Below are 14,989 nucleotides of genomic sequence, written 5' to 3'. Positions count from 1 at the left end.
GATACACGGGTCCAGGTGCTAACTGGAATGCACGTACATATCGGTCATCACGCCACATACCGATCGTGGTCATGACTACGGTTCGATTCCGTAGGTCGGCGTTCAGGCGGCCACAGCGGTGAGGTTCCACCCGTACCCATCCCGAACACGGAAGTTAAGCTCACCAGCGTGGAAGCAAGTACTGGAGTGGGAGACCCTCTGGAAACACTTCTTCGCCGCCTCCACTCATATCTCAGCCCCCGAGCACCCGGTGCTCGGGGGCTTATTTCATTTGTAGCGACGAGCGGCAGCACCGGACAGCGACAGCACCGCGTCCGCGACGAGCTACCGACAGCACCGCGTCTGCGACGAAACAGTCAGTCAAGCAACGACAGTACCGCGGCAGCGACGGCACAGCATCAGCAGACAGGCCCACCATCGCGCCTGGCGGCGCGAAGGTGGGCGCTTCCGTCGGCTCGACCGAGAACGTCGTCAGAACGTCAGGTGCGAAGACGACCCCGGCGTTCCGTCGTCCTCGTCGATCCCGCCTTTGTGGAGGAACGAACACTGGTCGTCGGTGAGGTAGATCACGCCCTCTTCGACTGCCACTTCGACTTCCACGAGTGTCGACTCGGCCGCCTTCCCGCTGTCACAGTAGCCGGAGCAGCCGTCGAACATCGATCCGTGTTTCGGACAGACGATCTCGCCGCCCCGAATCGCCGCCCCGAACCCGCGATCCAGCCGTTGGTCGGTCTCGTGCTGACAGAAGTTCTTCCAGCCGGCGACGCAGTCGTCGGTTCGGACGACGATCACTTCCTCCTCGGAGCCGTCGGCTTCACGAACCGTGACGAGGAGCGAACCATCCACCGAAATATCAGAGAGAGCGGCGAGTCGTGTCGCGTCGTTCATCTTCCTCATCTGAAACGACGGTTGATTACAAAAACCACCGGGTTCGTCGCCGAGTTCTCGCAGACCCGTCTCGCTCCGATCGAGCGTCACCTTCTCAGCGCGAATACGATTTTCACAATTTGTACAGTTTCTACACGTCCTGCAGAATCGAGACATTTCACAAGTGGGATAGCGTTAAGGTGGACCGGACTGAGTCACCCGATACGAATGAGCCAGTCCACGCGGTCCGCACGGCGCACACGGGCAACACGGTGCGAACAGGGAGCAGTGTCCACATATTCCACAATTTGTAGAATGGACAGGGGTGATGTCTGAATGGGACGCGCGGTGAGCGTCTCACTCCAGAAGGGTGGCGTCGGGAAGACGACGCTCGCGATCAACCTCGCGGACGCGCTCAGCGAGCGCGGTCACGAGGTACTCCTCGTCGACCTCGACCAGCAGGGGAACGCCACCGAGGGCGTCGGACTCAAACACCTCTACAAACGGGAGTCCCCCCACGTGGGGGATCTCTTGACCGACACCGACCCGGTCGACGTCGAAGCGGTGATCCACGAGCGCGACGCGTTCGACGTCCTCCCCGCCCACGTTAACCTCGACGAGGTCGAAGACAGGATCCGCAACTCGACGTTCGGGATGCTCTGGGTGCGTCGCCGCATCGTCGAACCGCTCCTGGACGAGCGGTACGACTACATCGTCGTCGACTCCCCACCGAGTCTCGGCCCCCTCTCCGACGCCGCGCTCATCGGTGCCCGTCACGTCATCGTCCCGCTGCTGATGAGCGAACCGAGCGTCAGCGGGTTCGAGCGGATGTGGGAACAGCAGATCCGACCGATCCGCGACGAGGTCGGCATCGACCTGCTCGCCATCGTTCCGAACGACCTGAGCGGCAACAACGAGGAGAAGCGCATCATCGCCGACCTCGAAGAGTCGCCGTTCGCGCAGTTCCTGCCGACGTTCGCCCGCAGCCACGAGTTCGACGAGTCGCCGGGGCCGGGACTCCGCCACCGGATCGCGTTCAGTCGCGCGTGGCGCGAGGGCCAGACGCTCCGCGAGTACGACTCCGACAACGACATGCTCGATCGCCTCGACGAACTGGCCCGCATCGTCGAGGAGGGGGGCGTCGTCGATGCCTGACGAGAACCGCTTTGCCGGCCTCGGCGACCAGCTTGATGACGCCGACACTGACACGGAGACGACCGACGCCGACGACGCCGGGGACGACGTCGACGCCACTACCGACGGCGACGTCGACACCACTACCGACAGCGATGGCGCTAGCGACGACGCCGGTGTGGACGCTCCCGACGATTCCGCCGACACGTCCATCGACGACGTGGACCCGGCGGACGCTGCCGGACCGGCGTTCGAGTTCGACGCGACCCGGGCGAAGAGCATCTACGTCCGCCCCGAGACGCTGGAACTGCTGGCTGACGTCGAGTTCGAGGTGGAGTCTATCCTCCGTCGCAACCACGACGTCCGTGATCTGACCGGACGGGAGTTCCACGACGCGCTCGTTCGAGCGGTCGCCTCCCACCCGGAGGCCGTCGCCGACCTGATCCTCGAGGAGCGCGACGACTGAGGCAACGGTCGACGCGCGGTTGCGCAGACGAACATTCTAAACATTACAGAATTTTTTAAAATCTCGGCAGTTTTACCTCGATGATTGTCTTCTAAATGAATACTTTAGAGAAACAGGAAGTAAATGAGACGCAAGAATTTTCACAATTCGGAGACAGGCTGCGGCTTCCGGAGTGTTCACGAGGACTCAACCGATTGAAACGTCCACGGTGTCCGCAGTGTCGACCCGTATCGCGTTCGTGGCTGTCGGCTCTCGATCCCGGGATCACATCTTGTCGGCGAGTTTCGCCACCGGGTAGTTCGTCTTCGGGGAGACGTCCGTGGTCTCCAGGTAGGGCGGGTCGATCAGGTCGCCGTACTCCTCTGAGGTCGGCGCGAACAGCACCCGGTTGACGTCGGCGTCGGCCGCCGCCGTCAGCACGTTGTGCGTCCTATCCATGTTTACGTCGCGGACGCCCAGCGGGTTCTCGAGCGTCCAGTGGACGCCGATCATCACCGCCATCTGGAGGACCACATCGTGGTCGGCGACGGCGGTCGGTACGGGGTTCCTACCACCGCGAGGCGGACCCCCACCGCCGATGATCTGACGTGTCGACCGCGTCCGACTCCTCGCCGAGACCGACGACCGCTGCGGATTACACGTCTACTCGTGTAACACGCCGTCTCGGCCGTGCTCGTCCCGTCGAGACGCACTCGTCGGCGACGCTCCGGGTCGCTCTCGGCCTCGCTCATGACTCTCGGGTCTCAGAGCGAGGGTTTTTACTGCTCTCCGACTAACGGTCGACAATGGCCGATGCGTGCGAACGAGCGGCGACTCGAAGCGGAGGAGATATCCGATGAACAGCAAGGTCAGTCGCGTCATCGACGCGTACTCGTTGGACGGACTCGGCGACGAGCTGGTCGAGCAGTGGGTCGACGAGGGGGAGAGTCTCCGGTCGCTGGCGGACGTGTTCAACCGTCGCGTCCTCGCGAGCGCGATGCGGGAGGCCGGGTTGAACCCTATCGACGGCGAGGTCGAGAACACGTACCGACTGCTGACCGGCGACGACGTCAGCAGCGGTGTTCGGACCGAGGCGAAGCGTTCCCTCGAGCGCGACGAGGTCGACGTCGAGACCGTCCTCCGGGATTTCGTCTCCCACCAGGCGGTCCACACCTACCTGACGAAACACCGCGGCGTCTCGAAGCAGACCGAACCCGAAGACGACCGGGCGAAACTCGAAAAGAACCAACGGACGATCCAGCAGCTGAAGGGGCGGACGCGCGCGGTCGCGACGAACATCATCGAGAACCTTCGGGACACCGGCCGTCTAGACGTCGACGACTTCGACGTGATGGTCGACGTGCGCGTCATCGAGACGGCGACCGGCGAGACGTACGACGTGGGCGAACTGTTCGAGGAACGTGCGAGCGACGTCGACACCGACGCCGACGCTGTCGACGCCGCCGACGTCGACGCCGCCGACACGGCAGAGTGACGGAGTGACGACGGTGACGACGCCGACCCGGTCGAGTGACGACGCCGACCCGGTCGAACGAGGACGGCTCGACCGACTGAGGCGACGATCAGGTCGATCACGACCCTCGTTTTCGGTTTTCGAGAACGCTTCCAGCGAGACCCCGAAACGTAAATACCAGGGGCACCATATGCCGAACACTAATGGAATCTCGGCAGTTTTCGGCCGAACGTGCTGAACTTCAGGTCAGGAACATCGGCGGCATCGACGAGACGGCGGTCACACTCGAACACGGCGTCACGGCGCTGACCGGGCGTAACGCGACGAACCGGACGTCGCTTCTACAGGCGATCATGGCGGCGCTCGGCAGCGACAACGTCTCCATCAAACGGGACGCCGACGAGGCGCACGTCGAGCTCCAATTCGGCGACGAGACGTACTCTCGAACGCTCCGCCGACGGAACGGTTCCATCGTCTCCGACGGCACTCCGTTCCTCGAAGACCCCGAACTCGGCGACCTCTTCGCGTTCCTCCTCGAGATGAACGAGGCGCGACAGGCGGTCGCGCGCGGTGACGACCTCCACGAACTGGTGATGCGGCCGGTCGACACCGACGCGATCCAGGCGGAGATCAGCGAACTCCAGTCGACCAAACGCGACATCGACGCCGAACTCGACGACCTCGACGGGCTGAAACGTCGTCTCCCCGGACTCGAGGAGAAACGGACCAAACTGCAGTCCCAGATCGACGACCAGCGGGCCGAGCTCGAGGAGAAGCGCGAGGCGCTCGAGGAGTTCGACGCCGACGTCGAGGAATCCCGCGAAGAACAGTCGGAGCTGGACGCCAAACTCCAGGAGCTCCGCGAGACGGAGTCGGCGCTCGAGGACGTCCGTTTCGACATGGACACCGAGCGCGACAGTCTCGAGGCGCTGCGCGCCGACCGCGACGAGGTCTCCGAAGAACGCTCGGAGCTCCCGACCGCACCCGACGACGAGATCCAGGAGCTCGACAAACAGATCCAGCGGCTGCGCGGGCAGTCCGAGACCATCGACTCGGTCGTCAGCGAACTCCAGTCGCTCATCCAGTTCAACGAGGAGATGCTCGAGGGCGGCCGAAACGAGTTCCAGAGCGCGCTCCAGCCGGAGTCGAATGGGTCGGTCACCGACCAGCTCGTCGAGACCGACACGACCGTCTGTTGGACCTGTGGTTCGGAGGTCGAGACCGGCCAGATCGAGGACACGCTCGACCGCCTGCGGGAGCTGCGTTCCTCGAAGCTCTCGACCCGCAACGAGCTGACCTCCGAGATCGACGATCTCCAGTCGAAGAAGCGGTCGCTCGAGGGGACCCAAAAGAAGAAACAGCGGCTCGACCGACGGCTCGACGAGATCGAAGACGAGATCCGTCGCCGCGAGCACACCGTCGAGGACCTCGAGACGCGCGAGGACGAGCTCATCGACGAGCTCGCGGAGCTCGAGACCGAGGTCGACGAACTCGAGACCGAGGAGTACAGCGAGGTGCTCGACCGACACAAGGAGGCAAACCAGCTCGAGTTCGAGGTCCAGCGACTCGAGAAGGAGCTGTCCTCCGTCGAAGACGAGATCCGCTCAGTCGAGGACCGACTCGCGGAGCGCGACGAGCTCGAGACGCGCCGCGAGGAGATCCAGGAGGAACTCGAAGAGCTGCGGACCCGCATCGAGCGCATCGAACAGCAGATGGTCGACGAGTTCAACGAGCATATGGACGCCGTGCTCGGCGAACTCGCCTACGAGAACATCGACCGCATCTGGATCGAACGGACCGAACGCGAGGTCCGCGAGGGTCGACGCAAGGTGACCAAGAGCCACTTCGATCTGCACATCATCCGCAGCGCTGCCGACGGCCGCACCTACGAAGACACCGTCGACCACCTCTCGGAGAGTGAACGCGAAGTGACGGGACTCATCTTCGCGCTCGCGGGGTACCTCGCCCACGACGTCTACGAGACGCTGCCGTTCATCCTCCTGGACTCGCTGGAGGCGATCGACTCCGAGCGCATCGCCAAGCTCATCGACTACATGACCGACTACGCCGACTACCTCGTCGTGGCGCTGCTCCCGGAGGACGCCGCCGCCGTCGACGACCGATACGCCCGCGTCACCGACATCTGAGCGACCGACCGCGACCCCCGCCGTGTCGCGGCCGCACCGTCCTCCCTCTCTCCTGTCGTCGCCCGTCGAGTCACGCACGGTCGCGGTCGCGTTCCGTCTCCGTCTCCGGCTTCGGACTTCTCGTTTCCGGTCGTTACGCACATAGTCATGTAACAGCACTTGGTCTGTGCGAATAGTTCGAACGGACTTGCTACGAGAAGCTCAGGTTGATCTCGATCTCGTTGGTTGCGCCGAGTAGCAGGTCCGGGAGTTCGTCGGTGAGTCGCGTTCCCTTCAGGCGGTTCGCCGGCCCCGAGACGCTGATCGCGCCGATAGCGACCCCCTCGTCGTCGGTGACGGGCGCACCTACAGCGTGCAGCCCCGCGATTGACTCCTCGCGGTTGAACGCGTAGCCCCGGTCGACGATCTGTTCGAGCTGTTCGAACAGCTCCGTCTCGTCGGTGATCGTGTCCGGCGTCTTCGCCGGCAGTCCGTGACCGTCGACGATCCGTCTGACGCGGTCGGCCGGGAGATGGGCGAGGATGGCCTTCCCGGCGGCGTGCTGGTGAAGGTAGCCCCACGCGCCTGCTCGGGCGCTCGTCTGTACGGAGTGCTCCCCCGAGGCACCGTAGAGGTGGACACTTCGGCCCTGTTCTTCGGTGATACACCACACCTTCTCGCCCGTCACCTCGGCCAGCTCTTCGACCTTCGGCCGGGCGATGTGGTAGAGGTCGTGTCGGTCGCGCGCCCGGAGTCCGAAGTCGAGGAGTCGGAGGCCGATCCGGTACTCGTTGCCCTCGCGGGCGACGAATCCGAGAGATTCGAGCGTCACGACGTGTCGGTGGACGGTGCTCTTCGCCAACCCGACCTGCTCGGCCAGTTCCGTGACGCCGAGCGAGTCACCTTCGGCCTCGCTCAACTGTTCGAGGAGTGCGAACGAGGTCTCGGCCGTCTTCACCGGCCGTGTCTGTGGTTCGTTCATCATTATACGTCATCGACTGTACCACGACCACATAAATCTTGTTCGAGCTACACGAACGCCCCACTCTCCTCTCTGCGGTCGACGGACCGACCCAGGGAAGTTCGACCACCAACAGAGCAAAGTACCCGAACGGAGTGGTATCCGGTAGCATGACGAAGACGGCCGACTGCGTCCTCCAGTGGGAGGGCCCCAGCCACGGCGACGCCGAGACGCCTACCGACCGCACCCCGGAGTCAGTCGCATGACGGCGACCGCCGAAGCGATCGTCGAGACGCTGGAGGCGCTCGGCGTCGAGCGCGTCTTCGGCTACCCCGGCGGGCGCGTCATCGAACTGTTCGACCACCTTCCCGACTCCGACGTCGACCTCGTCCGTCCGCGCGACGAGCGCGAGGCGAGCGTGATGGCCGAGATGCACGGCCGCCTGACCGGCCAACCCGGCGTCCTCTCCGGCCAGGGGCCGTGGATCGGGAGTCTGGGCGTCATCGGCCAGATGGAGGCGCGGCTGTCGTCGTCGCCGATGGTCGTGCTCACGGAGGCCAGCGAGCGCGGCGACTACTCGACGCTCGCGCCCTACCAGCAAGCCCGCGGCGACTACGGCGGGCTGGATCTGCCGAAGATCCTCGACGGGGTGACGAAGGAACACTGGTTCCCGCGCACGCCGACAGAGACCCTGCGGAGCGTCCAACTGGCGTTCAAACACGCCGTCGCGGGTCGCCCCGGCCCCACCGCCGTCGTCCTCGACGGGACTGGTGTGACACAGGACGTCCCCGACGACCCGGTTCCGCCCGTCTGGGACCCGGTCCAGCAGACCCGGACGTGGCTGTCGCGGCCGACCGCCGAGGACGTCGCCGCCGCCGTCGACGCTCTCGAAGACGCCGAGCGCCCGGTGATCGTCGCCGGCAACGGCGTCCACGCCGCGAAGGCCTACGACGAACTCGCGGCCGTCGCCGAGGCGTACGATGCCGTCGTCGCCACTTCCTACCTCGGCAAGTCGACGTTCCCCGAAACCGACGAGCGTGCGGCGGGCGTCATCGGGTCGTTCGGTCACGAAGGGGCCAACCGGGTCGTCAGCGAGGCCGACGCGCTGCTGGTCGTCGGCTGTCGGATGAACCCGATGGACACCAACTGGCAGGCGCCGACGTTCATCCGCCCCGACGAGCAGACCATCGTCCACGCCGACGTCGACACCCGGAACGCGGGCTGGGTCTACCCGGCGGACGTGGGCCTGATCGGCGACGCCAAAGAGTCGCTGCGCGAACTCGTCGAGGCGGGCGGCGGCGAGAACGACTGGGCGCTCGAGCGCGCCCGCGAGGCCCGCGAGTCGTTCACCGCCCCGGAGTGCGACTCCGACGCCTCGCCTATTCTCCCGCAGCGTGCCGCCAAAGAGATTCAGGCGGTCGTCGACGAGGACACCCTCGTCACCGCCGACTCGGGGAACAACCGCTTCTGGCTCTTGAACTACCTCCAGACGCCCGCCGTCCGCACCTACTTCGGCAGCGGTGGCGTCGGCGGGATGGGCTGGGCTACTCCTGCCGCCGTCTCGGCGGCGCTCGCGACCGACAAGGACGTGCTCGCCGTTGCTGGCGACGGCGGGTTCACGATGACGATGACGAGCGTCGAGACGGCCGTCGAGTACGGCGTCGCCCCGACGTTCGTCGTGCTCAACGACACGAGTCTGGGGATGGTCCGACAGATGCAGCACGGGCCGGACGACATCTCGGGCGTCGAGTTCCACGACACTGACTTCGTGAAAGTCGCGGAGGGGTTCGGCGCGGTCGGTCGCCGTGTCACGACCGGGGACGACCTCGCAGACGCCCTGCGCGAGGGGAAGGCGAGTGACGTGCCGACGGTCGTCGACGTCCGCATCGACCGCGAGCAGGACATGGCCGAGACGCTGCAGTCGTCGTTCTACGCACAGGTCGGCGGGTTGCACGAGTAGCCTCACCGTCGTTCGTCACTGAATATTTATGTATGAGACCGGGGCCACCCCGGTCCATGCCCACCCAGACCCCCGCCGAACGCGTCCGCAGTCGGGCCTCGTGGCTCGCCGCCAACGCGGCGATCGCCACGGTGCTCGCCCTCGGCGTGTCGCTCCCGTACTTCTACGTCACCGACGACGTCCGCGGCGTCCTGCTCTCGCTCCCGGTCGCGGCGCTCGCGCTGTCGAGTCTCGGCGTCTCGCTCGTCGCCGGCGTCGCCGCCAACGCCCGCCAACGGGCGCAGCGGGAGGCGAAACCCATCTCGAACGTCTCGAAGAGCCCACGGGAGCGCGGCCGGTGATCGAGGCGTTCGCGCACGTTCTCGGCCTCGTCACGTTCGGGAGCGTCGCACTCGGCGTCGGCGCCGGCGGTGCGTGGCTGTTCCAGCGCTACTGCTGAGGCCGTCACGTCCGTCACATCGGTCGCGACCGCGGTTCCACACGTACGTTCCTGGGAAACCTTTTTGCTCGCGACGCGACCTCTTTCGAGCATGTCTACAGTGTTGGTAACTGGCGGGACCGGGTTCATCGGTTCCTACGTCGCCGAAGACCTGCTGGAACACGGCCACGACGTCGTCGCCTACGACCTCTCGACGGACCCCCGTATCCTGGAGAAACTCGACATCGCCGACGACGTGGAGATCCGCCGCGGTGATGTCTCCGACTCGACGGACGTGATCCGCGCGATCAAGGAGACCGGTGCGACCCACGTCGTCCACCTCGCCGCACTGCTGACGACGACCGCCCGCGAGAACCCGCGACTCGCTCTCGACGTCAACGTCCAGGGGACGAACAACGTCTTCGAGGCCGCTCGGACGCTTTCGGAGCAGGTCGAGCGGGTCGCGTGGGCCTCCAGCGCCGCGGTCTACGCACCGCCGACGAACTACGACGACGGCGGCGACTGGTGGGTCACGGAGGACGACCTCGTCTACCCCGACACGCTCTACGGGGCGACCAAAGAGTACAACGAACACCAGGCGAGGGTCTACCACGAGGACTTCGACGTCTCGCACGTCGGCGTCCGCCCCACCGTCGCCTACGGTCCCTACCGCGAGACCGGTGGCTCCGCGTTCCTCGCGAACATCGTCGAGAAACCCGCGGTCGGCGAGTCGTTCTCCGTGGAGTACGGCGACCAGCACGTCGACTGGCAGCACGTCCGCGACATCGCCCAGTCGTTCCGCTGTGCCGCCTTCGCCCCCGAAGAGGACCTGACGCAGCGCATCTACAACGTCCGCGGTGAACTCGCGACGATCCGCGAGGCCGCCGAGACGGTGCAAGCGATTCTCCCCGACGCGGATCTCACCGTCTCCGACGAGGGGGAACTCCCGTGGACGCAGAAACTCGACATGACGAAGGCCAAGGCGGATCTGGGCTACGACCCCGAGTACGACCTCGAAGCCGGCTTCCGGCAGTACATCGACGTGCTACGTGAGGAGGCGGGGTTGGAGGCGGTCTGAGACGAGTCTCCGACGCTACTCGTCGTCGACGACGCCGTCGTCTTTCACCGACGGCGCGCCGACGACGAACACCTCGCCCGCCTCGACGCAGACCAGCTGGCGGATCTCGTCGGGCGAGACGACGATCATATCGCCCGCAGTCAACTCCTCGGTCTCCCCGTCGAAGCGCAGCTCGAAGCGCCCCGAGAGCACGTGGTACAGCTCCTCCTGTTCCTCGTGGTAGTGACGGTTCGACGCGTCGCCCTCCTCGTACACCCAGACGCTCGGGCGCATCTGTTCGGGACGGAGTTCGTAGCCGACGGCTTTCAGCTTCGGGTCGAACTCCTCGAGGTCGCGAGCGTCCGTCTCGTCGAGGTTGAGTCGTTCGTGCATCGGTGGCGCTTCACACGAGAGACGGAAAAAGGTGCGTCCAGCGGACCTTCCGCCGTGGCGCGCGCTGGCGTGATCTCCGTGTCACGCCAGTCAGCGTGCGAGGAATGGCCGAGTACCGAGCGAGCGAAGCGAGCGAGGCGCACAGGGAATCGGTTGGGGAGGGTGTGGCTATCTCGTTTGTCGAGCAGTCCCGAGCCACGTCTCGATCCCTCCAATGCTCACCACCCCCCGAACCCGAATCGGGGGAACACTGTACTCCTCACAGTTCGCTCACTCAACTCTGCGTCTGCGAGTACTCCTGCACCCACTCTTTCAGACTGATCCCCATCGTCGCGTAGGTGATCGCGTTCGACGACGCCGAGTTCGCACTCTTGACCAGTTCGGCCTCCAGCGTCCGCGTCGGCACCTCGCCGAGGAAGTGTGGGATCGCCCGCTGGACCGCCAGCGGGCAGCCGACCTCGTGGGCCAGCGCGTATCCGGAGATGGAGTGCGGCACTTCTCCGGAAGCATACTCGGGGTTCGGCTCGTCCAACTTCTCGTCGTCGACGAAGTCGACGTACTCGTAGCACTTGCCGACGTCGTGCAGGAGGCAGGCGGCGACGACGACGTCCGTATCCGGCTCCGCGCCGTGGAACTCGCGCTGTTCTTCGGCCGACTTGAGCGCGATGCGCGTCACGCCGCGGACGTGTTCGACGTTGTCTGTCTCGTGGATGTTCCACGCGTAGGGGATGTCGTGGACGTCGCGCCACCCGCCACGAGAGAGGCCGAGACACCACGCCTCGACGACCTGCTCGCGCAACTCGTCGTCGTCGATCTCGTCGAGTTCCGGAAACGCGTCTTCGACCTGCACCCGTAGGTCGCTGAACTCGGTCGCCATGGCTATCGGAGTTCGTCCTTCTGGACGGTTTCTCGCCCGATGAACCGCGGACGCTCGCCGATGGCGAGGAAGTTGTCGACGTCCTCTCTGGCCTCCTTGGCCTTCCCCTTCGCGGGGTCGTAGTCGCGGGAGCCCTCGCTGCCGAGTGCGTCGTGCAGCGCGTCCAAGTCCTCGAAGTAGAGCTCTGCGACGCCGTCGAACTCCGCCGCCTCGGGGGTCGTCGGAAGCACCGTGTCGTACTTGACGACGCCCTCGATCTCGCGGGCGATGGGGGTGTGGTTCGTCTGCCAGTAGTCGACGAACTCCTCGTGGCTCATCCCCTCCTTGCGGACGAGGAACGCCGAGTGCTTGTAGAGGCCGTCAGTATCGCCGTCGACGTCGTCCTTCTGGACCTTCACCTCGCCGATGAACCGCGGGCGCTTCTCGACGTCGAGAAAGTTGTCTACATCTTCGCGTGCTTCCCTGGCCTTCCCCTTCGCGGGGTCGTAGTCGCGGGAGCCCTCGCTGCCGAGTGCGTCGTGCAGTGCGTCCAAGTCCTCGAAGTAGAGCTCTGCGAGCCCGTCGAACTCTGCCGCCTCGGGCGTCACCGGCTGGACGGTGGCGTACTTGACGACGCCTTCGATCTCGCGGGCGATGGGGGTGTGGTTGGTCTGCCAGTAGTCGACGAACTCGTCGTGCGTCATCCCCTCTTTACGGACGAGGAGTGCGATGTGCTTGTAGAGACTCATTCACCCCTACCCACTCGGTTCGTGAGCATAAATCATGAGGGAGGAATTAAGAGACCACGCGACGCACAGCCCAACATGACGTTCTACGAACGCGACTTCATGGAGGGCACCCGGGGCACCATGGCCGTCGACTGGGAGGAGCGCATCGACACGAAGCGTATGCGCAACGAACGGAAGGAGCGCGCGCTCGAACGGATGCGAGACGCCGGTCTGAGTTCGATGCTGCTCCTCTCGGACCCGAACATCCGCTACGTCACCGGGCTGGCGATGACCGGCGGCAGCGGCGCGGACCACTATTCGCTCTTGCTCGAGGACGGCAACGTCGTCCACTGGGACACGGCCGACCACGCCTCGAACCAGCGGTTCAACTGCCCGTGGCTGAACGATATCCGCTACGCGTGTCCCGGCCTCGGCAACGTGCCGCGCGCCTCCGGCAGTCGGTCGGCCCGACGGTTCCTCCTCGACAAGATGGCCGAGACGGTCGCCACGGCGCTCGACGACTACGACCTGAAAGGAGAGTCGATGGGTCTCGACGTCGGCAACGCCGGTCTCGTCGACGCCTTGGAGCGACAGGGGGTTGACGTCGACACCGAGACGTGCGGGGCCGTGATGGAAGATGCAAGAAAGGTCAAGACTGAGGACGAGATCGAGTGTCTGCGGATGGTCGCAGCCATCGCCGAGGCAGGCTTCCAGCAGGTTGTCGAGAACGCCCGTCCCGGAAAGCGTGAGTCGGAGGTCTGGGGCGACGTCACGCGCGAACTCTGGCGACACGGCGCGTTCGTCGGCGGCGGCTACCTCACTTCGGGGCCGAACACTTGGCCCAAACACCAGGCCAACACCACGGACCGGATGATGCGTCCCGGTGACCTCGTCTACGCCGACATGTACAACATCGGCTACCTCGGCTACCGCTCCTGTTACTACCGGACGTTCTCGCTGGGCGAACCCACCGAAGCCCAGCAGGACGCCTACGAGACCGCCCGCGACAACCTCTACGACGTGCTCGAACGCATCGAACCGGGGGCGACCACCGACGAGGTCTCGCAGGGGTTCCCGGACATGGAGGGCGAACACGCCGACTGGTACGACGCCGACGACCACTGGCAGATGACGACCAACCACTGGGCGCACGGGCTCGGCCTCCAGCTGTACGAGGTGCCGCTCATCTGGCGCGGCATCTCCGAAGACCACCCCATCGAACTCGAAGAGGGGATGGTGATGGCCGTCGAGACCCAAGAGCCAGCGGAGCGACAGGGCGTCCGCGTCGAGGAGATGGTCGTCGTCCGCGAAAATGGAGTAGAAGTTCTGAGTCAGTGGCCCGTCGAGGAGATAACGACTATCGACTACTGACGCTCTCGAGTCGGCTCTCGACTCCCGAAACGCGCGCCTGAACTCCGCCTGACAAACCGTTAAGTTCTGCCCGTCCGACCCTCAACCATGCAACTCGGCACGGGCTTGTTCACCTGCCAGCGTCGCCCGGACGACGACCGATCGACGAGCGAGATCTACGACGAGATGTTGACGCTCGCCCACACCATCGAGGACGCCGGTCTCGACAGCGCGTGGGTCTCAGAACACCACTTCCTCGACGACGGCTACCTCTCGGGGACGATGCCCGCACTCGGCGCACTCGCCGCCGAGACCGACGAGATAGAGATCGGCTCCTGCATCGCGCTCGCACCGCTCTACAACGCCGTCAGACTGGCTGAAGACGCCGCGACCGTCGACCTCGTCTCGAACAACCGACTCACGCTCGGTCTCGCCATCGGCTCGAACCCACGGGAGTTCGCGGAGTTCGGCGTCCCCGAAGACGAACGCGTCGAACGCCTCGCCGATACGGTCGACCTCCTCAGAGGCGCGTGGTCCGACGGCCCGCTGGACCACGACTCGCCGTTCAACGACGTCTCGCCGGAGACCTCGATCACGCCCAAACCCGACGGCCACCTCCCCATCATGCTCGGCGGGGCGGCCAAACCCGCCGTCCGCCGCGCCGCCCGCACCGCCGACGGCTGGTGTGCCCCCTCGTCGCTCTCGGTCGGCGGCGTGAAGAAACGAGTCGACGACATCCGGAACGTCCGCGAGAAGGAAGGGCTGGACGACGAGTTCACCGTCTACGTCCTCCAGCACGGCTTCGTCGGGGACTCCCGCGAGGAGGCGTGGGAGGCGATGAAAGACGGCTACCTCTACCTCCAGCGGCGCTACGCCGAGATCTTCTCCGGCGAGTCCGTCTCCGAACTCTCCGAGGAGCGCAAACGGGAACTGAAAGAGCAGGCCATCTTCGGCACGCCCGAGCAGGTGACCGAGGAACTGGAAACCTACCGCGACGCGCTCGGCGACGACGTCCACTTCATCTTCCGGACCTACCACCCCGGTATCGGCACCGAGCGGATGGTGGAGTGTATCGAACGCCTTGGCGACGAGGTCGCGCCGAACCTCTCCTGACGTTCTGAGCCTCCCCTCTCATCTCCTTTTCCTCTTCTCTCCCCAGACCCCTCTCATCTCCTTTTCCTCTTCTCTCCCCAGACCCCTCTCATCTCCTTTTCCTCTTC

Annotated in this window: 15 protein-coding genes and 1 rRNA gene; 10 read left to right on the top strand and 6 right to left on the bottom strand. The window is 65.2% G+C overall.

All coding sequences use genetic code 11. The annotated features are described in order from the left end of the window. The first annotated feature begins 102 nt into the window (after positions 1–102). Positions 103–224: ribosomal RNA gene (gene rrf, locus BSG17_RS25275) — 5S ribosomal RNA — on the top strand. 247 nt (positions 225–471) lie between these two features. Here rrf and BSG17_RS25270 read toward each other — a convergent pair. Next, positions 472–888, bottom strand: coding sequence for a Rieske (2Fe-2S) protein (locus BSG17_RS25270; protein WP_089828126.1), 417 nt, complete (start codon positions 886–888; stop codon positions 472–474). Positions 889–1,203: 315 nt separating this feature from the next. Here BSG17_RS25270 and BSG17_RS25265 point away from each other — a divergent pair, with 315 nt between their 5' ends. Beyond that, a complete protein-coding gene (locus tag BSG17_RS25265) occupies positions 1,204–2,022 on the top strand; it encodes a ParA family protein (RefSeq protein WP_089828124.1) in 819 nt (272 codons plus the stop codon). Continuing rightward, the gene (locus BSG17_RS25260) at positions 2,015–2,467 is read left to right on the top strand and encodes a DUF7970 domain-containing protein (RefSeq protein ID WP_089828123.1); all 453 of its coding nucleotides are present in this window, start codon (positions 2,015–2,017) and stop codon (positions 2,465–2,467) included. Before BSG17_RS25265 ends, BSG17_RS25260 begins: the two co-directional genes overlap by 8 nt. A 264-nt stretch (positions 2,468–2,731) precedes the next feature. Here the strand turns inward: BSG17_RS25260 and BSG17_RS25255 are convergent, their stop codons facing one another. After that, the gene (locus BSG17_RS25255; RefSeq protein ID WP_211609343.1) at positions 2,732–2,980 is read right to left on the bottom strand and encodes an NAD-dependent epimerase/dehydratase family protein; all 249 of its coding nucleotides are present in this window, start codon (positions 2,978–2,980) and stop codon (positions 2,732–2,734) included. Positions 2,981–3,302: 322 nt separating this feature from the next. Between BSG17_RS25255 and rdfA the strand changes: the two genes are divergently transcribed. Both rdfA and BSG17_RS25245 read left to right on the top strand, forming a co-directional pair. Continuing rightward, a complete protein-coding gene (gene rdfA, locus BSG17_RS25250; RefSeq protein ID WP_211609342.1) occupies positions 3,303–3,941 on the top strand; it encodes a rod-determining factor RdfA in 639 nt (212 codons plus the stop codon). A gap of 182 nt (positions 3,942–4,123) precedes the next feature. Then, positions 4,124–6,067 (top strand): archaea-specific SMC-related protein, encoded by a 1,944-nt coding sequence (locus tag BSG17_RS25245; protein WP_089828122.1) that lies wholly within the window; start codon positions 4,124–4,126, stop codon positions 6,065–6,067. A 190-nt stretch (positions 6,068–6,257) separates the two neighbouring features. Here BSG17_RS25245 and BSG17_RS25240 read toward each other — a convergent pair whose 3' ends face one another. Further along, positions 6,258–7,031, bottom strand: coding sequence for an IclR family transcriptional regulator (locus BSG17_RS25240; protein ID WP_089828121.1), 774 nt, complete (start codon positions 7,029–7,031; stop codon positions 6,258–6,260). Between the two features lie 238 nt (positions 7,032–7,269). Here BSG17_RS25240 and BSG17_RS25235 point away from each other — a divergent pair, with 238 nt between their 5' ends. From BSG17_RS25235 to BSG17_RS25225, 3 genes are all read left to right on the top strand, one after another. After that, positions 7,270–8,967 (top strand): thiamine pyrophosphate-binding protein, encoded by a 1,698-nt coding sequence (locus BSG17_RS25235; RefSeq protein ID WP_089828120.1) that lies wholly within the window; start codon positions 7,270–7,272, stop codon positions 8,965–8,967. Between the two features lie 56 nt (positions 8,968–9,023). Next, a complete protein-coding gene (locus tag BSG17_RS25230; protein WP_089828119.1) occupies positions 9,024–9,308 on the top strand; it encodes a hypothetical protein in 285 nt (94 codons plus the stop codon). Positions 9,309–9,497: 189 nt separating this feature from the next. After that, a complete protein-coding gene (locus tag BSG17_RS25225) occupies positions 9,498–10,463 on the top strand; it encodes an NAD-dependent epimerase/dehydratase family protein (protein ID WP_089828118.1) in 966 nt (321 codons plus the stop codon). 15 nt (positions 10,464–10,478) lie between these two features. Here the strand turns inward: BSG17_RS25225 and BSG17_RS25220 are convergent, their stop codons facing one another. The 3 genes from BSG17_RS25220 to BSG17_RS25210 form a co-directional block, all read right to left on the bottom strand. Next, entirely contained in the window at positions 10,479–10,835 is a 357-nt protein-coding gene (locus BSG17_RS25220; RefSeq protein ID WP_089828117.1) for a cupin domain-containing protein, read from the bottom strand. Positions 10,836–11,109: 274 nt separating this feature from the next. After that, positions 11,110–11,712 (bottom strand): HD domain-containing protein, encoded by a 603-nt coding sequence (locus BSG17_RS25215; protein ID WP_089828116.1) that lies wholly within the window; start codon positions 11,710–11,712, stop codon positions 11,110–11,112. Positions 11,713–11,714: 2 nt separating this feature from the next. Further along, complete coding sequence (locus BSG17_RS25210; protein ID WP_089828115.1) at positions 11,715–12,440, bottom strand: EthD domain-containing protein; 726 nt, start codon at positions 12,438–12,440, stop codon at positions 11,715–11,717. Between the two features lie 75 nt (positions 12,441–12,515). Here BSG17_RS25210 and BSG17_RS25205 point away from each other — a divergent pair, with 75 nt between their 5' ends. After that, on the top strand, positions 12,516–13,790 hold the full coding sequence (locus BSG17_RS25205) for a M24 family metallopeptidase (RefSeq protein WP_089828114.1): 1,275 nt from the start codon (positions 12,516–12,518) through the stop codon (positions 13,788–13,790). Between the two features lie 87 nt (positions 13,791–13,877). After that, positions 13,878–14,882 (top strand): LLM class flavin-dependent oxidoreductase, encoded by a 1,005-nt coding sequence (locus BSG17_RS25200; RefSeq protein ID WP_089828113.1) that lies wholly within the window; start codon positions 13,878–13,880, stop codon positions 14,880–14,882. Positions 14,883–14,989: the final 107 nt, after the last annotated feature.

The sequence above is a fragment of the Halogranum amylolyticum genome (assembly GCF_900110465.1).
GTDB classification, from domain to species: domain Archaea; phylum Halobacteriota; class Halobacteria; order Halobacteriales; family Haloferacaceae; genus Halogranum; species Halogranum amylolyticum.
Note: the sequence above shows the minus strand (reverse complement) of the source record. Positions and strands in the feature narration are given on the sequence as shown.